The 24,420-nt window shown below is 41.8% G+C and carries 25 protein-coding genes; 10 read left to right on the top strand and 15 right to left on the bottom strand.

Going from position 1 to position 24,420, the window contains the following annotated elements:
* The first annotated feature begins 196 nt into the window (after positions 1 to 196).
* Both Q3A68_RS18030 and Q3A68_RS18025 read left to right on the top strand, forming a co-directional pair.
* Complete coding sequence (locus Q3A68_RS18030; RefSeq protein WP_302902517.1) at positions 197 to 580, top strand: ribosomal maturation YjgA family protein; 384 nt, start codon at positions 197 to 199, stop codon at positions 578 to 580.
* Positions 581 to 627: 47 nt separating this feature from the next.
* Entirely contained in the window at positions 628 to 1,359 is a 732-nt protein-coding gene (locus Q3A68_RS18025; RefSeq protein WP_302902516.1) for an oxygenase MpaB family protein, read from the top strand.
* Here Q3A68_RS18025 and Q3A68_RS18020 read toward each other — a convergent pair whose 3' ends face one another.
* Positions 1,360 to 1,659, bottom strand: a complete 300-nt coding sequence (locus tag Q3A68_RS18020) for a DUF3175 domain-containing protein (protein WP_302902515.1) — start codon at positions 1,657 to 1,659, stop codon at positions 1,360 to 1,362. It lies immediately after the preceding gene.
* Between the two features lie 2 nt (positions 1,660 to 1,661).
* Positions 1,662 to 1,925: a hypothetical protein gene (locus tag Q3A68_RS18015; RefSeq protein WP_302902514.1), complete on the bottom strand. Its 264-nt coding sequence runs from the start codon at positions 1,923 to 1,925 to the stop codon at positions 1,662 to 1,664.
* A gap of 140 nt (positions 1,926 to 2,065) precedes the next feature.
* Between Q3A68_RS18015 and Q3A68_RS18010 the strand changes: the two genes are divergently transcribed.
* The 3 genes from Q3A68_RS18010 to Q3A68_RS18000 all read left to right on the top strand — a co-directional run bounded on the left by Q3A68_RS18010 (position 2,066) and on the right by Q3A68_RS18000 (position 3,916).
* Positions 2,066 to 2,446: a hypothetical protein gene (locus tag Q3A68_RS18010; protein WP_302902513.1), complete on the top strand. Its 381-nt coding sequence runs from the start codon at positions 2,066 to 2,068 to the stop codon at positions 2,444 to 2,446.
* Positions 2,447 to 2,701: 255 nt separating this feature from the next.
* Positions 2,702 to 3,385, top strand: coding sequence for a DUF4397 domain-containing protein (locus Q3A68_RS18005; RefSeq protein WP_302902512.1), 684 nt, complete (start codon positions 2,702 to 2,704; stop codon positions 3,383 to 3,385).
* A 96-nt stretch (positions 3,386 to 3,481) separates the two neighbouring features.
* On the top strand, positions 3,482 to 3,916 hold the full coding sequence (locus tag Q3A68_RS18000; RefSeq protein ID WP_302902511.1) for a hypothetical protein: 435 nt from the start codon (positions 3,482 to 3,484) through the stop codon (positions 3,914 to 3,916).
* Positions 3,917 to 3,973: 57 nt separating this feature from the next.
* Here the strand turns inward: Q3A68_RS18000 and Q3A68_RS17995 are convergent, their stop codons facing one another.
* The 5 genes from Q3A68_RS17995 to Q3A68_RS17975 all read right to left on the bottom strand — a co-directional run bounded on the left by Q3A68_RS17995 (position 3,974) and on the right by Q3A68_RS17975 (position 10,476).
* Entirely contained in the window at positions 3,974 to 4,735 is a 762-nt protein-coding gene (locus Q3A68_RS17995; protein WP_302902510.1) for a flagellar basal body-associated FliL family protein, read from the bottom strand.
* Positions 4,736 to 4,760: 25 nt separating this feature from the next.
* Positions 4,761 to 5,318 carry a DUF6252 domain-containing protein gene (locus tag Q3A68_RS17990; RefSeq protein ID WP_302902509.1) on the bottom strand — a complete coding sequence of 186 codons (558 nt, stop codon included), beginning with the start codon at positions 5,316 to 5,318 and terminating at the stop codon, positions 4,761 to 4,763.
* 212 nt (positions 5,319 to 5,530) lie between these two features.
* Positions 5,531 to 6,097, bottom strand: a complete 567-nt coding sequence (locus Q3A68_RS17985) for a GNAT family N-acetyltransferase (RefSeq protein WP_302902508.1) — start codon at positions 6,095 to 6,097, stop codon at positions 5,531 to 5,533.
* Positions 6,084 to 8,381 carry a glycosyl hydrolase family 95 catalytic domain-containing protein gene (locus Q3A68_RS17980; RefSeq protein WP_302902507.1) on the bottom strand — a complete coding sequence of 766 codons (2,298 nt, stop codon included), beginning with the start codon at positions 8,379 to 8,381 and terminating at the stop codon, positions 6,084 to 6,086. Before Q3A68_RS17980 ends, Q3A68_RS17985 begins: the two co-directional genes overlap by 14 nt.
* A 37-nt stretch (positions 8,382 to 8,418) precedes the next feature.
* Positions 8,419 to 10,476 (bottom strand): glycoside hydrolase family 36 protein, encoded by a 2,058-nt coding sequence (locus Q3A68_RS17975; protein ID WP_302902506.1) that lies wholly within the window; start codon positions 10,474 to 10,476, stop codon positions 8,419 to 8,421.
* 146 nt (positions 10,477 to 10,622) lie between these two features.
* Here Q3A68_RS17975 and Q3A68_RS17970 point away from each other — a divergent pair, with 146 nt between their 5' ends.
* The gene (locus tag Q3A68_RS17970; RefSeq protein WP_302902505.1) at positions 10,623 to 10,952 is read left to right on the top strand and encodes a YbjQ family protein; all 330 of its coding nucleotides are present in this window, start codon (positions 10,623 to 10,625) and stop codon (positions 10,950 to 10,952) included.
* Here Q3A68_RS17970 and cls read toward each other — a convergent pair whose 3' ends face one another.
* From cls to Q3A68_RS17950, 4 genes are all read right to left on the bottom strand, one after another.
* Positions 10,953 to 12,395 carry a cardiolipin synthase gene (gene cls, locus Q3A68_RS17965; protein ID WP_302902504.1) on the bottom strand — a complete coding sequence of 481 codons (1,443 nt, stop codon included), beginning with the start codon at positions 12,393 to 12,395 and terminating at the stop codon, positions 10,953 to 10,955.
* Positions 12,396 to 12,412: 17 nt separating this feature from the next.
* Positions 12,413 to 14,836, bottom strand: coding sequence for an alpha-L-rhamnosidase-related protein (locus Q3A68_RS17960; RefSeq protein ID WP_302902503.1), 2,424 nt, complete (start codon positions 14,834 to 14,836; stop codon positions 12,413 to 12,415).
* A 65-nt stretch (positions 14,837 to 14,901) separates the two neighbouring features.
* Positions 14,902 to 15,447, bottom strand: a complete 546-nt coding sequence (locus Q3A68_RS17955) for a pyridoxamine 5'-phosphate oxidase family protein (RefSeq protein ID WP_302902502.1) — start codon at positions 15,445 to 15,447, stop codon at positions 14,902 to 14,904.
* Positions 15,448 to 15,452: 5 nt separating this feature from the next.
* Positions 15,453 to 15,650: a hypothetical protein gene (locus Q3A68_RS17950; protein ID WP_302902501.1), complete on the bottom strand. Its 198-nt coding sequence runs from the start codon at positions 15,648 to 15,650 to the stop codon at positions 15,453 to 15,455.
* Between the two features lie 265 nt (positions 15,651 to 15,915).
* On the opposite strand from Q3A68_RS17950, the gene Q3A68_RS17945 reads away from it, so the two are divergent.
* The gene (locus tag Q3A68_RS17945) at positions 15,916 to 16,128 is read left to right on the top strand and encodes a hypothetical protein (protein ID WP_302902500.1); all 213 of its coding nucleotides are present in this window, start codon (positions 15,916 to 15,918) and stop codon (positions 16,126 to 16,128) included.
* Between the two features lie 104 nt (positions 16,129 to 16,232).
* Here the strand turns inward: Q3A68_RS17945 and Q3A68_RS17940 are convergent, their stop codons facing one another.
* From Q3A68_RS17940 to Q3A68_RS17925, 4 genes are all read right to left on the bottom strand, one after another.
* Positions 16,233 to 16,610 carry a cupredoxin domain-containing protein gene (locus tag Q3A68_RS17940; RefSeq protein ID WP_302902499.1) on the bottom strand — a complete coding sequence of 126 codons (378 nt, stop codon included), beginning with the start codon at positions 16,608 to 16,610 and terminating at the stop codon, positions 16,233 to 16,235.
* A 117-nt stretch (positions 16,611 to 16,727) separates the two neighbouring features.
* Positions 16,728 to 17,594 carry a creatininase family protein gene (locus tag Q3A68_RS17935; RefSeq protein ID WP_302902498.1) on the bottom strand — a complete coding sequence of 289 codons (867 nt, stop codon included), beginning with the start codon at positions 17,592 to 17,594 and terminating at the stop codon, positions 16,728 to 16,730.
* 70 nt (positions 17,595 to 17,664) lie between these two features.
* Positions 17,665 to 18,138, bottom strand: a complete 474-nt coding sequence (locus Q3A68_RS17930) for a CYTH domain-containing protein (protein ID WP_302902497.1) — start codon at positions 18,136 to 18,138, stop codon at positions 17,665 to 17,667.
* 4 nt (positions 18,139 to 18,142) lie between these two features.
* Positions 18,143 to 18,931: a CHAD domain-containing protein gene (locus Q3A68_RS17925; RefSeq protein ID WP_302902496.1), complete on the bottom strand. Its 789-nt coding sequence runs from the start codon at positions 18,929 to 18,931 to the stop codon at positions 18,143 to 18,145.
* Between the two features lie 181 nt (positions 18,932 to 19,112).
* Here Q3A68_RS17925 and Q3A68_RS17920 point away from each other — a divergent pair, with 181 nt between their 5' ends.
* From Q3A68_RS17920 to Q3A68_RS17910, 3 genes are all read left to right on the top strand, one after another.
* Positions 19,113 to 21,836: an Ig-like domain-containing protein gene (locus Q3A68_RS17920; protein WP_302902495.1), complete on the top strand. Its 2,724-nt coding sequence runs from the start codon at positions 19,113 to 19,115 to the stop codon at positions 21,834 to 21,836.
* Between the two features lie 52 nt (positions 21,837 to 21,888).
* On the top strand, positions 21,889 to 22,293 hold the full coding sequence (locus Q3A68_RS17915; RefSeq protein ID WP_302902494.1) for a DUF1761 domain-containing protein: 405 nt from the start codon (positions 21,889 to 21,891) through the stop codon (positions 22,291 to 22,293).
* Between the two features lie 202 nt (positions 22,294 to 22,495).
* Positions 22,496 to 24,367, top strand: a complete 1,872-nt coding sequence (locus Q3A68_RS17910) for a DUF6600 domain-containing protein (protein WP_302902493.1) — start codon at positions 22,496 to 22,498, stop codon at positions 24,365 to 24,367.
* Positions 24,368 to 24,420 lie beyond the last annotated feature (53 nt).

Genomic DNA, 24,420 nt, shown 5'->3' with positions numbered 1-24,420 from the left:
TTTTGGTTAATTTAATTTTCCACAGAAGCAAATAGTTATTCACATGATTAAATTCAACGACCATGCAACTCATTAAATATCAGCCTATTACATTTTTAGTATATTTTTTTAACTAATAATTTAGTAATTGAAGATCATAAACCGCTTGACAGTAAAATGAAAAATCATTTACTTTGCAATACAGAGTACTTTTAAAATGAAATTTTATTCAGGTTACTTTTTGGTTACAGAACTATTGCTGGCAGTTGAATTATTAATCGGCATTTACTTGCATGATGATTTTGTCCGGCCATATGGGGGCGATTTCCTGGTGGTAATATTATTGTACTGCTTTATCATGAGTTTTGTTGAAATACCAGTAATAAAAGCTGCTATGGGTGTATTGGTATTTTCTTATGCTATTGAGATATCGCAATATTTTCATCTCGTGAAACTATTAGGATTAGGGCATTCACATATAGCATTACTTATCCTAGGAAACAGCTTCTCGTTTACGGATCTATGGTGTTATACATTGGGTATTGTGCTGGTATTGTCTGTTGAAAAAATACGAACCGGACGGAAAATGAGTTTAAATTAAGGGAGAGGAAATTAATGAGCGCTTATTTTGTTGACAAAAATTCAATTGTGAGTCAGATTTGGGGCAAAGCCGACACTATCCTGTTCATTTTTGCAGGAGCCTCAGCTGAATTTGCATTAAATAAATCTGTCGACTGGCTTTATTTTACCGGTCGCCTCCCCTCCGATCCTCTTGGCCGCTTATTCAGCACAGTAACTTATGCCCGGCGAATCCTGTTTTCAGATTACGATGGTGCACTACACGCCATAGACCAGATCACAGCAATTCACAAAAATGTGGAAACCGGCAGAGGTATGAAGATTCCCGATGAAGCTTATCTGGACGTTTTATCCTTGCTGATTGATTACTCAATCCGGTCTTATGAGTTATTAGAGCGAAAGCTTTCGGATGCTGAAAAAGAAGAAGTATTCGAAGTTTTTTACCGCGTAGGTAAACGCATGGAGCTTGTTGACTTAGCAAAAAGTTATGATCACTGGCTTATAAAACGCGAGGCGCAATTAACCACCGGCTTATATTGCAGCGATTTTACAGTTGATCTTTATCGCCAGTACCGCAAACATCTGGGGTTTATCCGTTACTTTGTATTAATACAAGCTCAGTTATTATTGGTTCCGAAGCCCGTTAAAAAGCTGCTCGGATTGGGAAGTGTCCGCTGGTTATCGCCGGTGTTAATTATTTATAAATTGTTCCGTCTTGTTAACCTGCAAAATATCCTGAAAAATGCCATTCTGCCGCCTGCTTATGTGGCACAGGTACAGGCGATGGATGGAATAACATAGTTATTTTTTATCCCGTCCAAACAACTTTCTCAACTTGTTCTTTGCTTTTTCCAGTGGCGCACGTTGCCGTCCGGACAAACTTCGTCCTGCCCGGTTCTCGTAAAAGTTCAACATCGACATGGCACTTTGAAATGGCGATGCCTTTCGCCGGCGGCTTTGCTCAGCTGATCTTTTCAAAGATGCGGCAATTTTATCGGGATCTTTTGATTTAAATACCCCTTCTTCCAATGTAAGCGCATCGCTCTCGTTCGTCACTTTCGCCGACCATTTACGGGTCTTCTTTTTTGATTTTACCGCCATACTTATTTCTTTTTAGGTTCTGCTTTCTTTTGGGTTGTGTCCTTCGCGCCATTGGTGCCGCCCGACCCGCTATTATCCAGGCTTGAAGCATCCCCTGTTTTATCGGTTACTGCTGCAGTATCATTCTTCATTTTTTCAATTTTTGCCGTGTCGGCACCATATCGATTACCCACCGTGTCCCTTTCTGAATTTTTGTCAGAATGATTGATGCATGCCGCCAGTAATGCGATTACCAATATTAGGCAGACCATACCTATCTTTTTCATAGTAATTCTATTTGTAGATATAACAATTCCGAATTATGGCAGTTTCAGAATATTAACTGTTAACCAAATTAATTTAATTAAAACATAATAAAAACAGCATTGTTATTCTTTTAATTAATATTTTATTCAATACAGACATTATGAGAAAATTAAGTGCATTTATTATGGCGGCCGTTCTTGCCGGAGTCTTGGAGGTTGCCGCAGCAAAGAGTGAGCATTATACAAACGGTACTGCGGTGATTACCAATCACACGGCAGCTGTTTCAGATACTATTCCGACCAAAAAGAAAAAAAGAAAAAACGATACAACTCCTACGCCTGCCCCTGTTCCAACCCCTAACCCAAATCCACCTACGCCAAATCCTAACCCTAACCCAACCAGCCCAAGTCCAAATCCGCCAAACCCTAGCCCAAATTCGCCTACAAGCCCTAACCCTACGTCGCCATCAAACCCGACAACACCTCCTAGCACCCCGAGCCCTACGGCACCAACAAGTCCAACAACGCCTCCAAATCACTAATGCAGTGATTTGCTGATTGTTTTCATATAATACAAATGGCCGGTACAACAACTACCGGCCATTTTTTATTATAGTGGTCGTTTGTGTACAATATTTGAGACGATTAACTGCAAAACTTAAAATCAGTTAATGGTTCAAAGTAAAGAAGCTATTTAATTAAATATCAGTTAATTATTTAAACCAAAAGAACAAACTCCAGATTGCTTGGCTCTGCATTTGACAGAAGGTTTGTGAAATAGTATAACAAATCATTTTATGAAAACAGCTTCCAAATCAAGAAACCTCAGATCATTATCACTATCAATAGTTGCAGTTGTATTGCTGGCGTTGGTATTAAGTTCATGCTCAAAGAAAAATGATGCAAATGAAAACATGTCGGCTTATGTTAAAGTAACCAATGCCGCAGAAGGCTCGGCGGCACAGGATTTTTATCTGGACGATAAAAAACTAACTGCTTCAGCCGTAAGTTATGGATCAAGTTCGGATTTCGTGGCCGCTAGTACCGGCAATCACCAGGGAAAATTTGAAGACTCAGGCACAACTACAGTCAATACTTCATTTTCATTATCGCTGCAAGCAGGCAAATACTACAGCGTATTTTATGCTGATGGAAAATCTTACGGCAGCTTTGAAGATGACAGAACAGCACCTCAGTCCGGCAAGATCCGTGTCCGTTTTATTAACCTGTGCTCCGCTTTAAGCACCGCTGCCGATTTCGGTATGACTACCGGATCAAAAATAGCATCAAGCCTGGCTTATAAAGCAGCTTCGATTTATTACGATATTGATGCGGCTGCCGCTCTTTCGCTTTATGCAACAGGCTCATCCAGTGCTTTGCTTAGTATACCTGGCACTTTCGAATCCGGGCATATTTATACCATTTATATCTCTGGTAGCACTACAGCAAACATTGCAGCCCACGTTGTTGCCGAAAATTAATGAAGTAATTGCCATCAGACAAATGCCTGTCGGTATTACGGCAGGCATTTGTTATTTCTGGTACGGTAAGCCGGACAAATGATATTATCTTTGCGCATGGATTTTCAGGATATAGATGAACAGCAACCCCAACAGCGACAAGTAGCCATTTATTCTAAATGGGCCATTTTGGCCTTTTCTGTATTTTTTGCACCACTTATGGGCGGAATATTGCTCATGATTAACCTGCGTTCCGTAGGATTTAAAAGACAAGCAACCGGTATATTATTATTCTCTATCGCTTATCAATTTGTGGCAGCTATGGTAATTGGCAGTGTGCTGAAGTTACCTGCCAATATAAACAGGATGGCATTACTTCACAATACACAATTTATTATTTACAGCTTGGTGTCTCAGATAATAGGCGGAGGGATACTGGCTGAATATTTCTACAAAAAGTATTTTCCGGACGACAACTACAAATACAAAAGTGTGTGGCGTCCATTAGCTGTGATCCTTATTATTACACTGACTATCGGCCTGCTTCGGTAAATAAAAAATCCCGCTCAGCATTCGCCAGGCAGGATTTCAGGAATGATCCGGAATTTATTACAGTCCGAAGTTAAGACCTATGGTGGTGTTGATGGTATTAAATGGTTGCTTAGTTACTATCCTTCCGATGTTTGTTGTACGGTCCTGATTAGTAACTGATGGGCCTTGTGAGTAAAGATATGCTCCCCGAAATGTCAAGAACACATTGTCACTCAATTTATAGCGCAGAGCGGCTGTTCCGCTATAGGCTAATACGGTAGAGGATGTACTCTTTTGATAAAATGTTGCTGTCTGATCTGTAACACCACTTAGCGTGATACTGGTTTCAGGCATTGAGAAAACCTTTAATATACCTGCTGAAGCTCTTAGGTCCAACAAAAACTTTCCTTTTGCAAAAGTATATTGCGGTCCCAACAGGATATTTACTGTTTGATATCTCTTTGTCGCAGTTATATTCGAATAATCAGCGCTGAAAGACCTGGTATATCCGGCTGCAAGGCTATCAGCGTTGGCCTGGTTCAATTCGCCGTTATCCTGATAAGTAATAGCCCCGCCTAAACCAAGATTTTTATAAAAATACCAGGTCCCGTCCAACCCATAGGTTAACCCCTTTTTGGCAAAACCTGCTTTGTTATTGTAGTAATCGGCTTTTTTAAAATCACCCAACGGATTAGATACCCCGCCAAAAAATCCAAAATAACTAACCTGGGTAGGCGTCGGCGCCGGGGTCTGGGTCTGTGCGTGGGCACCTGTAGCAATAAGTGCAAAAACTGCTATAATTAGTCCTGTAAATATTCTCTTGATATTGTTTGGATACATGTGATGCTTGTTTAAAGTTTCGGGATCAATTGCTGGTGAAGGTGTATGGCAAGTTGGTAAATTCTCCGCCCAAAATATTATCAATGGTGATAACCGTGTTCCCGGTACTATCCACAGATGATGAACGGGAATAAAAATGAAAAGTGCCCGTAATTTGTTTCTTAACTGAGTCAACCGAACTAACAATTATAGTTCCGCTACCCGCTGAAACGGTACCGTGCGGCAAAAAAACATATTGTCCGTTAGAATATACCTGTGTGTTATAGTCGACAAGCACTGAAGACGCATCTATATCATAGGTTCCAATTGTAAAGCCGGGTGTATTAGAAGCATTATTAAGTTTAATGGTCATGATTATCTGCTTCTGGGACTTGGTGCCCTCCAGCAGAAGAGTTTTGGTGCTATTAGCTGAGTTATAAGTTATCGTATTAGTTATGGTATCCGGTGCCCATACCGTGCTGTTAATATTAGCCTGGAGAGGTTTGGTTGTGTATGCACTACCGTAAATGGTATCCTTTTTACAACTCTCTATTATAAATAATCCGGCTAACAAGAGAAAAGTGACGAGTCTAAGTTTATTCATATTTTTTTATTTACGCTGATAACGGGTTTTCTATTTTTTAATTATTTCGGTAACCATTATTTTACACTATTTAACATTTCGGCAAATACGGCATAAAATGCTATAAAAGGCGAAATAACGAAATAATTCTATTAATAATAAACGATTTGAAAACTGGCTGCAAAGTTGGGGCTTTTACAACTCAAATTCCAGAAACCGGAATTAGATTGCCATTATAATTTTGGAGCGCTACTTATTTTGTATACAGTATGTCTTTTCAGCCAATGTCCGTCAGCAATTGAGGGGTGGTCAAATTCTCCCGTTTTACTCATTCCGATCCGCTGCATCACCTTTTCTGATCGTTTATTATGAATAGAGGTAAATGAATAAATCGCGGCGAGATTAAGTTTATCAAATCCAAAATCAAGACAGGCCAATGCAGCTTCGGTTGCAAAACCCTGTCCCCAGTTTTCTTTGCTCAACCGCCAGCCTATTTCAATACAAGGTGTAAAATAAGCATCAAATCCGGGTTCGCATACGCCGGTAAAGCCAATAAATTGATGATTGTCCTTCCTCTCTACGGCAAAAAACCCATATCCATGCTGACCAATATAAGCAGCTATCTTTTTTATTTGAGCCAAAGTCTCAGTGGGGGTTTTCACGGAAGGGAAAAACTCCATTACTTCCAGGTCTGAGTTCAGCCTGATATACGGATCCTGATCGCTTTCTTTCCATTGGCGCAGAATCAGGCGCGGTGTTTCAATAATGGCGTTTGGCATAATAATATCAATTCTGACCATTGACAATGGAAATAAGGTCTCCCGGTTTACATTCAACTTCAACCAGTGTTTTGCCGTCCTGATCTTGACGGATTTTCACTGATGATTTGCTTTGCACTTTTACCTGTTTTACCGGAATATCCGCTTTAACAATGCATCTGCCCCCTTTTTCACTTTTTATTTTAATAAGCGCCATGTTTCCATTGTTCTTTGATGCACTCACCAGGAACGCTCCTTCGGTGCGAAGGTTTTCAAACCTGATATCCTTCCATTCAGTTGGTACAGCGGGCATAACTTCTATAAAACCTGCATAGCTTTGTATTAGCATTTCTTGCAAGCCTGCCGCAAATGCAAAGTTCCCTTCAAGGGTGAAAGGACGATATTGATATTTTGAGTAGCCGGATTTTGTCTGATCACCATTCAAATGGAAACTGTTAACCGAACAAAAAGCTTTTGCAAATATCTGCAGATCTTTGGCTGCCCCATAACCATCCTTAGCCCTTGCTTTCATATTAGCGAGCCAGGCATACGAGTATCCGCACCAGTAAGCGGGACCTATACTATCTAATAAACGAACACTATTCTTTATAACGTGTTGCGATTGCTTTCCGTCCTCCCATTTTATTAATCCGAGCGGATGGATAGCCATCATGTGCGAAAAATGCCTGTGCGACTGGTTATAAGGCATCGTCGGCGAAAACATCAGTTCGTCGTTAGATGTTATTGCAAAATCTCCAAACTCCGACAGTACCTTTCTCCAATGAGCAGCGTCATTCTTTAACCCCATTTCTCCGGCTAACTCAGCTGCTATTTTGAATGTCGACTTCATTAGCGCCAGGTCATAATTGGTATTCTGCGGAAACCATGCATTTAAATCATTATCATTTATTTCCGGACTCGAACTGATCGGTAATTTGCGAAAGCCGTCATCCCCTTTAAAGGTTAAACTTTCAAGGAAAACAGCCACATCCTTCACCCATGGATAGGCCCTGGTTTTAAGGAAATTTCTATCCATACTATAGCGCCATTGCAAATAATAATGCTGGGCCAACCAGGAGGATACAGTAGGTGACAGAGAATACTGGATCCAGCCGCCCATTTCGGTTCCATCTAATGTAGTTACTCCCGGTACTGCTAAACCCTCTTTCCCGAAATACATTTTTGTATAGCGCTTGTAGTTGGTTTTATTTTCATCCAAATGATCAAGATAAGCTATGCCTTCCTGCAAGTGATTGCCAGCGTAGCAGGGCCAGTAACTTAGCTCGGTGTTCAGATCATGATGATAATCCCCCTTCCATGGTGGTATCCGCCCGTTATCGGCTGTCCATACCGCCTGTAAAGAAATTGGCGGCGCTCCCTGTCTTGACGCTGAACCAAATTTATACTGTTCCAGATAATATTGTTTTTCTATTAAAGTATCAGGTACATGAACAGCAGATTTATTCCAGAAGCTGCGCCACCATAAGGCGTGTGCCGCATAAGTATCTGAATAACGTTTTTTCAACGCCTGTTGAGTTACGATAAATGCCAAGGTATTTATTTTTTTACCGGGATATTGTGAGGATATACTCCAAACGCCTTCAACTATCCCAGCACCTATTTTCCGCCATCTTACATTAATTTCATAAGTAAATCCGCCCCAGCCTTTCTGTAGGTAGCTAATGCTATTGCCATTGCGTTTAATAGTTCCCTGAACATACCCTAATCGCGACAGATCGTCGCCACCAACCGGGTCACCGGATGTTTTTACTGCTCCCTGGTACCTGGGCATTATCAGTTGCGGTTCAAAGTCAGTCTTTAAATTTTCGAACCTGAACCAGCCAACAGGCTCCGTTGCATGAACAAATGTTCTTAGTGTAATCCCATTCGTCCATTTTACTTCGCACAAGGCATCATTTATAAATAGGTGGACTGACCGCACTTGCCCCCAATTTTTAATATTAAACTCCAATGCACCGCCCGGAATGCGTGAAGGCGCCGGTTCCCGATCATATGGCGCATCCAGGTATTGTTGTACCGGTGCATAGTCTTTTGACTTTTCGTGATCGATAACCCATTGATAATTAAACTCCTTTCGATGCAAACCTTTCATCGGGCGCATATCCCAAAGGTCAGCCCTGTCTAAAGAAAAACGCAGACGCTCCCCCTTTTGCCAAACTAATGCACCAAGCATACCATTTCCCAGCGGGATTGCTTCATCCCATTGCTTCGCAAGTGTATCAAAATGTAAATCGTGATTCGATTTTTGACCAAAACTCACGTTAAGCCATAAAAGGAATATTAAGCCCGGAATTATTTTTTTCATGCAGAATATCTAAGCTAGGTGATGTTTTACGATTCGTTTATTTATAATTCACTTTCCAGTTCACAATACCACCTTTATCCGAAAACAGTGTGATCTTTCTTATGTCCCCATCTTTTTCATTGGTCATCAACATTGCATTTTTCACAGATATTCCAGTGAAATTAAACTGCTTATCTTCGTGTATGTAAATGGTGTATTTATCGTTGGCTACCACTTCACTTGCACCTTCCAATGAACGGTTTTTCCATTCCACATCATTCAGTTCTAATCCACCACAACTAATATGGCGATTTGTGGCTAATAATTGTGGATGAGCCAGTTTTTCGCGAAAACAATATACCTGGCAGTTGATAGCTGTGTCTATCCTGCCAGGGATAAATTGCGTTTTAAAAACGCCTTCATATTTTTTTGACCAGAATTCAAACACCAGGTACTCCTTCTTTTCATCTAACCCCAATTCTTTAAATGGCAGCACTTTATCCCGTTCATCCAGCCGGCCCAGAACTACCCAATTCTCAAATGGCTTGTTGATCTCCAGTTCAAACAACCCGGTTGTAGTGGTACTGCTGGCATCAAACGGTCTGGGGCCGCTACCGCTCATTTCCACGTCGGCCTGGCTAATCAATGCCGACCGCGAAGGATCAACATCGTAAACCTGGCCCGGTTGGGTATATAAAACCGGGATAGATCGACGCGCTGCTTCAATTAATGGGGAATTTTGGTATTTCTCCGGCTTATCCGTCAGCATAAATAATGAACCTGTAAGCGAGGTGGCGGTGCAGCTTCTATAAGCTTCCTGTGCGCTTAACACAATATGATCAGGGTCATTTCGCCATATGATATTATTGTACGAGTTAAATTGAGCCAAACCAGCATAACTATAGCCGTCGTTTCCTATCCTGCAGCCATCGGCTATTCCTACCAGCTCCGGCCTGATGCCCCAACAAGCCAATAAAAACTTATCTCTCCCGGCTTGCTTTCTCACTTCTTTGGCTACATTTCTGAAAGCTTCGTCCCTATCGATGTTCTTTGCTTTAAAATAATCCTTGTGGGAGTTATAGCCTTCATATTTTAAATGCCTGATGGCATCTAATTTAAAATAATTAAATCCATCGTTATTTAATCCTTTATAAACAGGGGTGATGAGTTGTTGAATAGTTTCCGGGTTACCCCCATCCATCACATAGCCTACCCAGTTGCCTAAAGCAGGGGCCCCGGTATGATCTTTTACAAATAATTCCTTGTTTTTAAATGCAGCCGCCGAATCTGCAAATGACACGTTGGTCCAAACACCCGGAGTTAGCCCTTTTGAATTGATATAGCTTGCCAGGTTTTTCAAACCGGATGGAAATTTCTTATTCGCCTGCAGCCAGGTATCAGGCAAGCCGACCGGTAATTGTTGATAACCGTCATCGATCTGAAGATATTCGAGTCCAAACGGCTTTAGCTTTTCGCTGATCACATCAGCTGTTTCCTTTATCTCCTTTTCATTTATCTGATCAAAGTAAGCAAACCAACTACACCAACCCACCACCGGCTTTTTCCATATGTTATAGGCTGACGGGTTAAAATAGGAAAGCCCCCTGTGTTTTTGATAATACAGCGGCCTGAAACGGATTACTATTTCCCATCCCGAAACGTCCAGATCGTATCCTTTATCCCGTGGTATGATCTTCACTTTAGAATAAAACTTATCGACAGAAAATAACCAGTCCTGGCTACGCTCGTACACCGCATTATTTAACAAGCTTGTACTTTTGCCAAACACATGTCTTACTACTTTTATAAGACCGTCGGCAGGTTCACTTTCGCAGGCGACAGATTGCTCGCTGCCGGTAATATGAGCGTTTAACTGAATCGGCTTTAATTCTTTTGTACGTACCGTGACAATTTGATAAGTGCAGCCGTTCACGGTTTCACTTTGTTGCTGAACTATATAAGATGATCCGGTAGTTGATACCTTGCCCGAAAAAATTGCGGCGTGGTCATAAACTATAAAAAGCGAATCTTTTTTATGTTCAATAAGGGCAGTTTTTTGAGAAAAACAGGAAAATGCCGAGAGCACCAGCGCCAGCGTTATTGGAAAAAATCTCATGTAACTATTTAGGGTTTATGGCGTCAAAAATAGGATTAGTTTTAAAGTAAACACATTACTATTTAAACAGATTGCAGTCGTATTTTATCAATACAATTGAATTACATTTGATTTCATTACCAATCACCTAAAAACACATTAATAAAATGGATCATTCATTAATAACCACCAGTAACGAGTTAGTGGGTTATAAAATCGTTAAACATCTTGGTCTTGTACGTGGCGTGACGGTGCGCAGCCGTAGTGTACTGGGCAATATTGCCGGTGGCTTCCAGTCTCTTTTTGGTGGCCAGCTTTCGATTTATGTTGAACTTTGCGAAAATGCCCGTGAAGAAGCCTACCAGTTGTTGATACAGCACGCACAGGTAATGGGTGCCAATGCCATCATCGCTATGCGTTATGATGCCAACGAAATCATGCAGGGCGTAACCGAAGTATTGGCTTACGGTACAGCTGTAGTGGTCGAAAAAGTATAATTAAAGCAGCGGCGACATTAGCCTGGCCAGCTTCTCAGGCAGTTGTTTATAATAGGGACGTTTTTTCCAGGTATTGGGGCTTATTTTTTTAGCCTGTTTAATATCGCTATAAAAAACGTCCCTTAATTGTTTGGCGGTAGCAATATCATAGATCATGCTGTTTACTTCAAAATTCAGATCATAACTGCGATGATCCATATTAGCTGTACCAATGATCGCCATCTGCCCATCTGACACTAAAGTTTTAGCATGAACAAACCCTTTCTGATATAAATAGATCTCGACTCCTACAGCGAGCAAATCGGCATAATAAGAACGCGCGGCAGCATTAACGAAAGCTGAATCTGATTTGTCGGGTACCAAAAGCTTAATACTTACCCCACTCATAGCCGCTACATGTAAGGCATCCATAATCGCCTCTCCCGGAATAAAATATGGCGTAGTGATCAGCAGCTCCTTTTCTGCCAGCCCAATAGTTTGTACCATTGAAAACATAATTGTTGGCGCATCTGAATCCGGGCCGCTGGCAGCTATCTGCACTGTGGCTTTGCCGTGCTCGGTGGGTTTGGTACAAAAGAAATCGCGTTCCAGTTTTAAGCGCTTACCGGAGCAGAAATTCCAGTCTGAAATAAACAAATACTGCAGGTAATATACCCCGGGGCCGCTAATCTTCACATGGGTATCCCTCCAGAATAACTGCCCGGGCTTGTTTATATATCTGTCGCTCACATTGATGCCGCCTATAAACCCTACACAACCATCTACCACAATTATTTTACGGTGATTGCGATAATTTACCCTGTTGGCCAATAAAATAAAATGAATCTTATAAAATGGAAAAGCATCAATTCCGGAAGCTTTCATCTCGTTAACAAACGACCGCCGGATGGAGCGGCTACCAAAATCATCATAAATAAAGCGCACCGCAACACCTTCCTGTGCCTTTTGTATCAGAACATTTTTGATCTCCTCGGCTATATCGCCATCTTCAAAAATATAGTACTGAATATGGATATGATGCTTTGCCCTCCGGAGTGCCTCCAACACTTCAGGGAATTTATTTTCACCATTGATCAACAGTTTTACTTCATTACCGCCGGTCAAAGGGCTCATACCATCCTTCAACAGATATAATGCCAGCTTTCTATGTTTTCTGATGGCCTGTTCCTGCGTATCCAACGCCTTCTCCGATTCAAGCGTTATCCGTTCACGCAGGTCGGCTAATACCGTTTTATCACGCACTATTTTTTTATTGTAAAGCTTGTTCTTTCGCCAGTTTGTCCCAAACGCAAAATAAACAGCTATGCCAACCAAGGGTAAGAATATAGTTACCAGCACATAAGCCAGTGCTTTATCGTTAGAAGGGGTATTGTACACAATATGCAGACAAATGACAATGATCAGCAGGGTATAACCTATGTCAATCAGCAGTTCCGGGTTCATTATTTACAATGGTGATGCTAAAGTGTTAAATTATTCTCTCCTGGCTTCAAACCATACTCTTTCCCTTTCCATACCAGCGTCCCCGGTACGCCCCCGGGTAAAGTAACGGTTATATGCCATTTATTGTGTTGCAGGGCATATTGTACGCTGACAGTACCTTTAGGATGAGGTATTTCACCGCCAATATGGGATATACTGCCCAAATGTGGTTCTACCTTTACTTTTCTGAATCCCGCTGCATCGCTCTCTATTCCCAATACAGTGCGGTACAGTTCGATATTCGGGCTCGATCCCCAGGCATGGCAATCAGAGCGTGATGCCGCAATATCAGACATTTCGGCCCAGGTGCTCATCCCCATTTTAATATTATCGCGCCATATACCCAACCAGCTGATGTAATCATTACCTAACCCGGCCTTAATAAGTGCCTGATGCAGATAATACTTAAAGTAAATGGATGCCGGGATAAGTGAAGTATCCGACAATAACTGATGTGCTACCTGCACAGTTTCTACCGGAGTAGTAACACCTGTCAGAATAGCCAGTGAATTAGCATGTTGCGAAAATACATCTTTCTCAGGACGGTCGGCAAACTCATTCCTGGCAGTTACCCAATATTTTGCACGGATGGTTTGTTTTAGTTGCGCTGCTCTTTGCTGATAGGTAGCTGCATATTCTTTGCTACCCAGCTTGCTTTCCAGTTCAGCAGCGATTTGGTAAGCCCATAACAATTGCAGATCGAGTACTGATGAGTTGCCATTCTCTCCTATCGGACCTACTCCTGCGTTCCAGTTTTTTTTCGGGTTCAGGGCCTTGCCGTTTGCCCAATCAGTAAATTCCCAGTACGGCGGATTATTCAGCGAGCCATCGGCCTGCTGATAGTGGTTAAAGAAGCCAATCACGTCCCTTGTGCCCTGCAATTTATCTTTTACAAAACCACTGTCATCCCGATACAGGTAATAATCATACAGCATACCTATCCACCATAACGAAAAGGTTGGTATTTGCTGCATTACCGCCGTTGGATATCTGCTCTGTGTTATTCCTTCAGAAATACGGGAGTGATCCAACAAGGTAATAGCATTACGTGCAAGCCTGTCATCGCCGCTATTGTAGTATGATACCAAAGCTTGTATACGGGTATCGCCAACATATTGCAACTGCTCGTAATATGGGCAATCCATGTATGTTTCCCAGGCACATAAGCGTGCCGTGCGCCAGCCTATTTCCAATATTTTAGTAAGAGTATCATCCTCAGTCTCCAGTTTGGCATTATACTTAAATGGATAACCAGTGAACATACTATACAAGTCATCTATCACCAATGGCTCGTCTTTAGTTTGAATGATCAATTGAATGTACCGGAAAGTACGCCAATTAAGTGGCGTAAATTGCTGTCCGTCGCTGCCATCACTTATCAGGCTATCTTTACGGCCGACAAATCTCTTTCCTTCTATTTCATCACGATTACCTTTAACCGTTTGCGCCCGCCAATCTTTACTGTTTTTACCTTCAATCTCAATTTTGTACATCCCTTCGGCATAGCTTAATAAGATACCTGCATCCTTACCCTTGCTAAAAACGATGGTTGGATAGGCATTGGTGAGGTAGGTTTGATCGAGCAGTATAGTTGCTTTGGTGTGTGCCGCTATAGTAACTGGCCCTTTTTCCGCAGGAAATATTGACGGCAAGCTAACACCATCTTCCTGGCGCATTTTCTGCAGGCGCTGCATTACCAGATCACGTGCAGGTATAGGCGATGGCACCAGCATCCAACCTTCTATAAATGTAAACTTGCCTTTGGGTGTGCCGTCGGATACTTTTAACGCCGCCTTCCATTTGGAGTCGTCAAAATCAGCCTGCTGCCAGTTTTTGGGATGCAGTTTCATCGTTATCTGTTCACCCGGGCCAGCGGCATAATAACTATAAACCAGCAGCACGGGCAAGGGCACATAAGACGAATCGCGGAAGCATTTCCAGCTTGAGTTGGTATTGATCTGTTCTTCTGTTTCTGTATGTCCCTGCAAAATAAAACCTGTACGGAAAGTCATCTGGGCAGTTGGCCTGATAAGTCCCTCATTAAAAGCAATCGCGCTAATCACATTTTTTCCTTCTTTCAGATAAGGCGCCAGATCCACAGTTTCATAGTTCCAGTAATAATAATCACCACGTGCCGGGCCGATAGAGACCAGCGTACCATTCACAAATAATTTGTAGCGATTATCACCTGATACATGCACCAGGTACACCGGCGGCTTTGTTGTTAAATTGATCGTTTTCCTGAACAGGCATATCTCATAATCAACTCCTGTGCCGCCCGGAACAGTTATCCATTGGGCATTCCAGCGGTCGGGTTTATCCGTCGGATTAGCAGTTTGAGCATAAGCCCATGTATAGGTAAATAAGAGTAAAAGGAATGGTAATAGACAGCGGTTCTTCATTATAGGTTTATTTAGATGAAAGAAGGCGTCTAAATTTAATGAAGAGAATTGATTATTTGCGCTTTTTAAAATAATGCGGTGGGCAAACCATCCATGCTGATGCGGTTTTTTTCGGCTTTATAGGCTTCCAGGCCATCCTCCCCTTTGTTTAATGCCCATTTTTCAGCATGATCACGTTCACCCAGATATTCATACAATGGCACGCTGAAACCGCAGGAAGTTTGCACTTTGTCTATCTGGGCAACAATAATCTGCCGTGTAGCGAGCTGTAAGTGAAAATGTTGTACCAGATCCTGCCAATCAGAGTCTCCTGGCAGAATGGCACTACCATGTCCATATAATCTCAAAATGTTGGGCGGCCCTTCAAATGCGCAAAACATAAATGTAATACGTCCATTTTCGAGCAGGTGGGCCGATGTTTCATTGCCGCTTCCTATGATATCCATATAAGCGACCTGATGATCTGACAACACCCTGAAGCTATCGCTGCCCTTTGGCGAAAGGTTTACATGCCCATCCAAACCAAGTGGGGCACTGGCCGCAAAAAATATTTTTTGTTTGGCTATAAATTCCCTGTGCTGATCTAGGATGCTGTCATAAAATTTGGCCATGAGAACTATTTAAAGTACGACAGTGGAATCTCCTTCCACATACCATGCGAAAGATTGCCAGTAAGCAATTCATATATCAGGTACAACGGCCAGAAGATATAAGCAAGTATCAGCAGGATGATGTTATGATTGTAATACCAGTTAACCATTAAAGCGTATATACCTAAAAGTAGATAGGTAATACTTGAGTCTCTTTTATTCATAATAGAAGTTTTGGCTATACAATAATAACAATTTTGATGCGTAAAATGTTACTTAATGGCTTTTGATACAGCAACAAAATATACATGTGATTTACAGCAATATATTTACGTTTACATTAAGTAGGTTTCTTAAAAATAAAACACTTTTTGTTGAAAACAACCTAAAAGTGGATAAAAAAAAATTACGCCAATAATAAAAAATACGTTTATTGGTAAACAATTCTACTTAATTAGGGTTAACATAAAAAAATTAAAACAACTTATCATGGCAACAACAGGGAGCGGAATAACCGCGTATTCAGTAAAAACCAAGACTAAAAATGTTCCGATGATCGATCCGGTTATTGATGTAAAGTCAGGCAGGTACATTGCAAGTGGTAAAGATAGTGCAGGCAATAAAATGTCAGCTATCATGAGTAAAGCTACCGCCGAAGGTCACATTAAAAATGGCAATGCTAAAAAAGGCATCGGCTGGTAGTCAATCTCCTCCTGATCATGCCGCTGGCATCTGTGATGCTTTGGTACAAATAAATAAGCCCTGCTACCAGGACGGTAGCGGGGCTTATTTTTGAGTATACTTTTTTAGTTACCAACTATAACAGTGGCATTGGCCATCATAGAATGTATAGTGCAATGATAGGTATAGGTCCCTGCCGTTGAGAACGCTTTTTTAAAGGTCTGATCGGTGTTCAGGCTTCCGCTGTCAAAGCTTCCACCAAGATCGGTGGCTGTATGCGGGCTGGCATCTTTGTTTGTCCAGGTGACCGTACCTCCTATTTTAACATGCACGGTCGCTGGCGAAAAAGCAAAATTTTCTATACTTACTGAAGCTGCTGCAACAGGGGTATTTCCGGAAGATGTTGGATTCATTGAATTATTGGAGCTCTTACCACCACAACCTGCCAACAAAAAGAGGCTGCATGCTATCACGAGAGCCAAAGAAATGATTTTAGTTTTCATAAAAATGTGTTTTAACTGTGTATGTATATACAGTCATCACGCATTCATACGAAAAAGGGTTGCCTCAAGGTTAAGAGATTCGCCCGGCTATGATATAATCGAGTGAATCCCAATGAATTATTTTACCAGGTTATCTACCCTATCATAATATTCGTTTTGCAGCTTGAGGGTCGTTTCATCGGCCTTTACTTCTTTTAAAGCCTTGATGAACGAAGCGATTTCATGATCGGTAATAAACTTCCCAAACTCAGGTGTTGCCTTGTCGCCCTCGCCTGCATAATGGTTCGGATAGGATGCATACCACCAGATGGGCGTATACAAATTAGGGATGTTCAATCTTTTCTGATCGGCTCCTGACTGTGCGGTTGCCCTGTCCATACGCATCAGGTCGGGACGATAATACATCAATACCGATGTTTCACTTTCGCCTGCATGCTGATCGGTTTTCATATCTGATTTATGCATCTGGCGGTATTGTTTGGCATAGTCATCGTCTGTACCAGGTGTATAAAAATAGATGACGTAGTTGTGCCTTTTATTCAGAAAAGACTGCATGAAAAACCGGATAAATTCCGGATTGCCACCATGTCCGTTTAAGATTACTATTTTCTTGAACCCATTACGGGCAATCTCATCGCAGGTAGCTTCCAGCAAGTCATATATTACGCGGCTTGGCAAAGCAAAAGTGCCTAATTGTTGTTTGGCTTCATTGATCTGCCCATAAAAATAATCGGGGAATACAACAGCATATTCCTGCTTAGTTGCTCTGGCAGCCCATTCGCGAACATGGATCAAGTCAGTCCCGATCGGCGAATGAGGACCGTGCTTTTCTAATATGCCAAATGGTAAAATGCAGGTTTGTGATGATTTGTCTAAGGCAACAGGAAAATCAGTTGCTGTCAGTTCGTCCCAGCGGGCTGGGACATCCTGTGCGAAGGCATAACCGCAAACAAAAAAAAGGACAAAAAATAGAACAGTTTTCATACTCAGGGTGATTGGTTAATGCTATGAAGATAGCAAATCGGGAAAAGATTTATTGCAGATAACCAAATTATTACACGCGCCAATCCTTGTATGGATATATCGACAAGCTTGCATTGGTATAACGTCCGTCATAGGTCACTTCAGTGGTTACCCAATCAGGTTTTTCGAATTCTTCTATTTCGCTTTTTAGTTCAATTTCGGCAACGATTAAGCCATCATTATCGCCCGAAAAAACATCCACTTCCCATATTTTACCTTTAAATGGAACCAGGTATCGAATTTTCTCGGTACCATTAGTAGTAAAGGCTTTTAATATTTCAAGGCCATCATCCAGTGGAATTTCATATTCATACTCTTTACGGCTTAGGCCGGATATCTTGCTTTTAAAGTTCAGGTATCCTTTCTTATCCGAGACTCTTACCCGGATAGTTTGCTGATCATCCCGCAGCATATACCCCTGGCGGTAAGAAATGCCCATCGGTTTTTCTACCCCCTCCCATTTTTCATGGTCTACCAAAAATTTGCGTTCTATCTCGAGTCCCATTGTTTTAATGCATGGTCAATTGTTGTGCCAGGATAGCTTTTCGTTCAAAATCGTGTGCCAATGCAGCAATGGCTCTTTTTAACCGGGTATTCTGACTTTTGATTTTTGTAATAACCGGTTTTGAATTAAACCCGGCTGAAGAAAACAATTCCATCGCCAGCACATTATCATGCCAGTCGCCTATAAGTGTCTGCAATTTATCGAGGTAATCATTACTGATCTGTAGTTTGCCGTCTAATGCATCGTGAGCTATTTTACGGTTGTACATCAGGGTTTTAATCTGTTTACGGGTAGCATGCAATTCATCGGTAAACTGGAGGTTTTCTAATGATGAAGCAATACTATACAGTTTCGTTTTATAAAACTGCACAATGTCCTTATTATCTACCGGCTCAAGGTCGTCACCTATGTCATTATAAGCGGTCTTCATTGTGTTCAGATATTCTTTCCCAAGCTCTTTTACCTCCTGTGTGCCTTTTTCTATCTCATACAAATGATTCATGAAAAAGTCTTCATTCTTAAACTGAAAACGCTGGCCATATTGCAGATTGATAAAGGCATTGCGTATCTCGCCACAACGTTTAAATATCTTCCTTACCGGTTTAAAGTCTCTTTTTAAAGGATGTTTTGTTGAATTGATGTCCAAAAGCTCCAGCATGGCCCGCAGTTTTTTTACCTGCACGCGAAAAAGGTGCAATTCTTCCTGCTCGCCACTCTCTATAAATTTCTTCAGATGATCGGTCATTCCCGCCCACTGATCTTTGAAATAGATCTTTTCTTTTTTCTTCTTCATTTATCCAAAATCCTCAACGTAACATTTCTACTGCGTCTACACTTTATTTTTGAGGTATACGTTAGATTTTCCGTACTGTTACCGGTAACAATTGTAAAAAAATGTTAAACCCGGGCCTTATTTCATGGCCTCTTGCCTGAAATAGCTATATTTAGCCGGCACCTTTGATACACCAATTTTGATGAATTTAAGAAAATTTTTACTTGTTCTGTTAACGTCACTTACTATCATGCATTTTGCGGCTTTTGCACAGCGCGATAGTATTCCACTGACTACCATTATAGCCAAAACCCAAAAACTAACTAACGATCGTCCTGTCGAAAAGGTTTATATCCATTTTGATAAACCTTATTACGCCGTAAACGATACGATCTGGTTTAAAGCTTATGTCACCGTTGACTTGCATCAGCCAACTACACTAAGCAAGATTTTATATGTGGATTTTATTAACGAAGGACAGTTACCCAGAGAATTAAAACTGCAAATTGTAAATGGTATAGCAATCGGTTCTCTTATCCTGACACCTGATTTTGCTAAGCGTGGAAATTTTCATGTAAGAGCTTATACGCGCTGGATGCGCAATGCTGATCAGGCTTACTTTTTTAACAAAACGATCACCGTTGGAGCCAATAATCCTGGCCTGGTATTACCGCGTATTACTTTCAAAAACTCGATATCCGAAAAAGTTGATAAAATAAACGCAGAAATAGTTTACAAAGACGAAGATGGCAAACCCTATGCGAATAAAAAGGTGAGTTGGAAGGCACTAAATGATGATGGCACAATAAGCAAAGGGAAAGGCGAAACCAATCAAAACGGAGTGGTGAGTATCAGTTTCACGAGTGAAAAGCCCGCTGAATTAAATTCAAGCACCATCAGCGCAGATCTCGAGCTGGAAGACAAGAAGACCGTCACAAAGGTCTTCCCGATACAATTAACTCCACCGGGCATTGATGCCCAGTTCTTTCCTGAAGGAGGTTATCTGATCAGTGGCATCAGATCAAGAGTAGCATTTAAGGCAATCAAACCTGATGGCCTGGGGATTGATTCAAAAGGGACCATTGTTGATAATAATGGTACTGTGGTGGCTAATTTTGAATCGCAGCATTTGGGTATGGGGGCATTTGCCCTGACACCGGAGAATGGCAAAACCTACAAAGCCAATTTTACCTTTGCCGATGGCTCGCAGAGCAGTTTTGATCTGCCCAACGTGCGCGCTGAAGGAATTAACCTGTCTGTAAACAACAATGCGAAGGATAGCCTAAGTATAAAAATAACGACCAACGAGGGATTTTTTCAGAAGAACCGGGGCCGGACATTTTATGTTATGGCTCAAAGCGGCGGCGTGGTATGTTATGCAGCACAAACAGTATTACAAAATATCAGTTATTCAGCTACCATAGCAAAAAGTAAATTCCCGACAGGTATTTTACAGATCACTATTTTCTCGTACAAAGGTTCGCCATTAGGCGAGCGGGTAGTTTTTATTCAGAATAATGATCAGCTTAATCTTAGCATGAAAACCGATCAGTCTGCGTATTCACGCAGGCAAAAAACGCGGGTGCTTGTATCAGCTAAAAATAAAGTATTACCTTCTGAGGGAAACTTTTCAGTATCAGTAATCAATGAGTCAATTGTACCTTATGACGATGACGATGCCCCTAATATATTAAGCCAGCTGCTTTTATCATCTGACCTAAGGGGCTATATCGAAAAACCCGGCTATTATTTTAATCATCATGATGACAATAGTATAAATGATCTTGACGTCCTAATGCTAACACAAGGCTATCGTCGCTTTACCTATAAAAATTTATTGGCAGACAAAATTCCCCCGATAGCCTTTTTACCAGAGCAAGGTATAGCGATCTCAGGTATCCTCCGTAATAATACGGGCTTACCCATAGCCCGGGGCAATATTCGCTTATTTATTCCTGATAAGGCTTACTCTACACAAACCGTTACCGATGCGAATGGCGCATTCAGGTTTCCGAATGTCCTTGTTTCTGATACATCAAGCATAAAAATCACAGCACGCGATAATCCAAACAGTAGCAGCCTGATGCTTAGTATAGATCCATTAGTCGCCCCGCCTTCTACAGTATACATTAATCCGGTCGGCGAGATAACCAATATCGACAGTACCCTTCGCCCCTATTTACAAAATAATAAAAAACAACTAAATGTACCACGAGTACTGGAGGGCGTGGTTATCAAGGCCAAACCGAACATTAAAAAAGTCAGTCATGCAGATTATAGTAGTTTAACCGGATTAAGCATGCTGGCTGATCACGAAATTCCCGGCGATAGGTTTAAAGATTGCAACTCTTTTAGCGATTGCCTGGTAGGCGCTGGCCTTGGATTAACTTATGACAACAATAATTTTTACATTACAAGAGAATACAATGGTGGTAAAAGAACTCCGGTTGCCTATTATGTTAATGGTATGCCGGTAGATTTTAGTTATTTGTACAATGTTGACCCGAAAATGGTGGAGTCTGTTGAAATATTTAACAATGACGGCTTTACAAACATTAATAGAACTACAGGAACAAGTGGCGTTTTAGTGGTGAATATTAAAAAAATACCTAAAGGCGAAAAAATATCGAAGGATGAGCTATTGGCTATGCTGCCAAAAAACAATGAAATAGAGTTTATACCTGGTGGCTATAGCACTGCCCGTACATTTTATTCGCCAAAATATGAAAGTACTTCAACCAATTCGGCAGGTAGTGATTTCCGCAGCACCATATACTGGAACCCTGTTATAGTAACAGACAAAGCTGGTAATGCAGCCTTTGAGTTCTTCAACTCTGACGGAACAGGAACCTACAAGGCCATTATCGAAGGCATTGATAAAGACGGCAATATTGGCCGCTATGTTTACCGTTATAAGGTTCAATAGTTTAGATAAATTTTCATAAATTTATTTAAACTTAAATTAAACCTTTAAACAAATGAACTTCTCTCTGATCAACTGGCTCGCAGTGATTGTTGCGGGCCTCTCCGCTTTTGCGGTAGGTGGTGTCTGGTATTCGCGCCCAATTTTTGGTAATGCCTGGATGGTAGACAGCAACCTATCTGAGGAACAAATAAAGCAGGGTAACAAAGGCAAGATATTCGGTTTCACTCTTATTTTCTCACTGCTTATGGCTGTAAATCTTGCTATGTTCCTGGCTGACGCGAAGACGACAGCCTCATGGGGTGCTACCGCAGGTTTCCTTGCCGGGATATGGACGTTTTGCGCCATTGCCATTCACAGTTTATTTGAGCTCAAAGGCTGGCGCCATATTTTCATTAACGGCGGGTACAGCATTGTTTCGCTAACACTAATGGGGCTTATTATTGGCGCCTGGAGGTAAACGCGATATTATATTCAATTGATATTCAAGAAGCTATATGGCACCTAATGCTATATGGCTTTTTTTTGCTCCAAGCTAAATATCTATGCGTAAATTATATATTAAAATATCTTGTTAATATTGTTGGCATATAGCTTAAACTAATTGAACCAGCAATTGTCATACTTATAAATTTCATAAGTATATTTTAGCAATTACAATCATGAAAAAGATATTATATATAGTAATACCGGCTGCCATATCACTGGCGGGCTGTTCGGCAATGGTGCAAACCAGTGCCTATTCGCCTCCACCGCAACCGGTATACAACGACAATTTTGATAATACAAACTATCAAACGGACCAGGTATTTTATGATGAACTCGCTCCTTACGGTACCTGGGTAAATTACCCTGACTATGGCTACGTATGGGTTCCGGATGCAGGACCTGATTTCAGGCCCTATGCTACCAATGGCTACTGGGTATACAGCGACTACGGCTGGACCTGGGTTTCAAACTATATCTGGGGCTGGGCTCCATTCCACTATGGGCGCTGGTTTTATGACGACTATTATGGCTGGGCATGGTTACCCGGTCACGAATGGGCACCTGCATGGGTTACCTGGGGTAATTACAATGATAATTTTTGCTGGGCGCCTATTGCCCCGCGCGTAAGCATGAACGTAGTAGCAAGCGGCCAGTGGATGCCTGCCGCCAATAGTTGGAACGTCGTACAAGGTAGACATATGACCCAGGTAAACGTGAACAACTATATTCAGCACAATACTACAATCATCAACAACATTACCATTGTTAATAATGTAAACAATTACAATGCTAATAATAACCGCCCCGGTAACAATAATGGAGGTTACCGATATAACCGTGGGCCGCAGGTAGGCATGGTAGAAAACGCAGCGCACACTAACATACAAGCAGTAAGGATAACCAATAATACAAGGCCTGGTGCACAGGTTTTGTCAAACAACCAGCTTTCAGTTTACCGTCCGGCTATTCAGCAGATCCCTGCGCAGGGAAATAATAATAATAATAATAATAATAATTACAGTAGACCTGCACCAAGACATGTAGAAGCTTACAGGCCTGGTAATGACCCTAACAAGATGAACAAGGACGAAAGGTTTAACAGGGGTAATGGTAACCAGAACCCGCAACAGAACCCTAATCAGCAGCCGAACAGTCCGCAGCAGGATCCAAGGTTTAACAGAGGTAATGGCAACCAGAACCCTCAACAGAACCCTAATCAGCAGCCAAACAATCCGCAGCAGGATCCAAGGTTTAACAGAGGTAATGGTAACCAGAACCCGCAACAAAACCCTAATCAACAGCCGAACAGTCCGCAGCAGGATCCAAGGTTTAACAGAGGTAATGGTAACCAGAACCCTCAACAGAGCCCTAATCAGCAGCCGAACAATCCGCAGCAGGATCCAAGGTTTAACAGAAGTAATGGTAACCTGAACCCGCAACAGAACCCTAATCAGCAGCCGAACAATACGCAGCAGGATCCAAGGTTTAACAGAGGCAATGGCAACCAGAACCCGCAACAAAACCCTAATCAGCAGCCAAACAATCCGCAGCAGGACCCAAGGTTTAACAGAGGCAATGGCAACCAGAACCCTCAACAGAACCCTAATCAGCAACCAAACAATCCGCAGCAGGACCCAAGGTTTAACAGAGGCAATGGCAACCAGAACCCTCAACAAAACCCTAATCAGCAGCCGAACAATCCGCAGCAGGACCAAAGGTTTAACAGAGGCAATGGCAACCAGAATCCTCAACAAAACCCTAATCAGCAGCCAAACAATCCGCAGCAGGATCCAAGGTTTAACAGAGGTAATGGTAACCAGAACCCGCAACAGAACCCTAATCAGCAACCTAACAATCCTCAGCAGGATCAGAGGTTTAACAGGGGTAATGGCAACGGGCAACAGCCTGGACAGAATTTAAACCAGCGACCAGCAAATCAGAATACGATACCGGGCTTCAATCCGAATGCGCCCAGGAACCGTCAGCAACAAATTAAACCAGACACGGGTAAAAGAGGTCGGCCCGCACCAATAATAAAAAGCTAAATGCAAAAAAGAAACCCGGTTGATCAGCCGGGTTTCTTTTTTGTAATGAGATT

The sequence above is a fragment of the Mucilaginibacter tolerans genome, from assembly GCF_030519375.1.
Taxonomy (GTDB): Bacteria; Bacteroidota; Bacteroidia; order Sphingobacteriales; family Sphingobacteriaceae; genus Mucilaginibacter.
This window is presented reverse-complemented; position numbering and strand designations above follow the sequence as displayed.

What these genes read in the sequence shown, in the direction of transcription:
- Q3A68_RS18030 (WP_302902517.1), top strand. Translation starts at nt 197, where the DNA reads ATGAAATTTTATTCAGGTTACTTTTTGGTTACAGAACTATTGCTGGCA.
- Q3A68_RS18020 (WP_302902515.1), bottom strand. Translation starts at nt 1,659, where the DNA reads ATGGCGGTAAAATCAAAAAAGAAGACCCGTAAATGGTCGGCGAAAGTG.
- Q3A68_RS18015 (WP_302902514.1), bottom strand. Translation starts at nt 1,925, where the DNA reads ATGAAAAAGATAGGTATGGTCTGCCTAATATTGGTAATCGCATTACTG.
- Q3A68_RS18010 (WP_302902513.1), top strand. Translation starts at nt 2,066, where the DNA reads ATGAGAAAATTAAGTGCATTTATTATGGCGGCCGTTCTTGCCGGAGTC.
- Q3A68_RS18005 (WP_302902512.1), top strand. Translation starts at nt 2,702, where the DNA reads ATGAAAACAGCTTCCAAATCAAGAAACCTCAGATCATTATCACTATCA.
- Q3A68_RS18000 (WP_302902511.1), top strand. Translation starts at nt 3,482, where the DNA reads ATGGATTTTCAGGATATAGATGAACAGCAACCCCAACAGCGACAAGTA.
- Q3A68_RS17995 (WP_302902510.1), bottom strand. Translation starts at nt 4,735, where the DNA reads ATGTATCCAAACAATATCAAGAGAATATTTACAGGACTAATTATAGCA.
- Q3A68_RS17990 (WP_302902509.1), bottom strand. Translation starts at nt 5,318, where the DNA reads ATGAATAAACTTAGACTCGTCACTTTTCTCTTGTTAGCCGGATTATTT.
- Q3A68_RS17985 (WP_302902508.1), bottom strand. Translation starts at nt 6,097, where the DNA reads ATGGTCAGAATTGATATTATTATGCCAAACGCCATTATTGAAACACCG.
- Q3A68_RS17980 (WP_302902507.1), bottom strand. Translation starts at nt 8,381, where the DNA reads ATGAAAAAAATAATTCCGGGCTTAATATTCCTTTTATGGCTTAACGTG.
- Q3A68_RS17975 (WP_302902506.1), bottom strand. Translation starts at nt 10,476, where the DNA reads ATGAGATTTTTTCCAATAACGCTGGCGCTGGTGCTCTCGGCATTTTCC.
- Q3A68_RS17970 (WP_302902505.1), top strand. Translation starts at nt 10,623, where the DNA reads ATGGATCATTCATTAATAACCACCAGTAACGAGTTAGTGGGTTATAAA.
- cls (WP_302902504.1), bottom strand. Translation starts at nt 12,395, where the DNA reads ATGAACCCGGAACTGCTGATTGACATAGGTTATACCCTGCTGATCATT.
- Q3A68_RS17960 (WP_302902503.1), bottom strand. Translation starts at nt 14,836, where the DNA reads ATGAAGAACCGCTGTCTATTACCATTCCTTTTACTCTTATTTACCTAT.
- Q3A68_RS17955 (WP_302902502.1), bottom strand. Translation starts at nt 15,447, where the DNA reads ATGGCCAAATTTTATGACAGCATCCTAGATCAGCACAGGGAATTTATA.
- Q3A68_RS17950 (WP_302902501.1), bottom strand. Translation starts at nt 15,650, where the DNA reads ATGAATAAAAGAGACTCAAGTATTACCTATCTACTTTTAGGTATATAC.
- Q3A68_RS17945 (WP_302902500.1), top strand. Translation starts at nt 15,916, where the DNA reads ATGGCAACAACAGGGAGCGGAATAACCGCGTATTCAGTAAAAACCAAG.
- Q3A68_RS17940 (WP_302902499.1), bottom strand. Translation starts at nt 16,610, where the DNA reads ATGAAAACTAAAATCATTTCTTTGGCTCTCGTGATAGCATGCAGCCTC.
- Q3A68_RS17935 (WP_302902498.1), bottom strand. Translation starts at nt 17,594, where the DNA reads ATGAAAACTGTTCTATTTTTTGTCCTTTTTTTTGTTTGCGGTTATGCC.
- Q3A68_RS17930 (WP_302902497.1), bottom strand. Translation starts at nt 18,138, where the DNA reads ATGGGACTCGAGATAGAACGCAAATTTTTGGTAGACCATGAAAAATGG.
- Q3A68_RS17925 (WP_302902496.1), bottom strand. Translation starts at nt 18,931, where the DNA reads ATGAAGAAGAAAAAAGAAAAGATCTATTTCAAAGATCAGTGGGCGGGA.
- Q3A68_RS17920 (WP_302902495.1), top strand. Translation starts at nt 19,113, where the DNA reads ATGAATTTAAGAAAATTTTTACTTGTTCTGTTAACGTCACTTACTATC.
- Q3A68_RS17915 (WP_302902494.1), top strand. Translation starts at nt 21,889, where the DNA reads ATGAACTTCTCTCTGATCAACTGGCTCGCAGTGATTGTTGCGGGCCTC.
- Q3A68_RS17910 (WP_302902493.1), top strand. Translation starts at nt 22,496, where the DNA reads ATGAAAAAGATATTATATATAGTAATACCGGCTGCCATATCACTGGCG.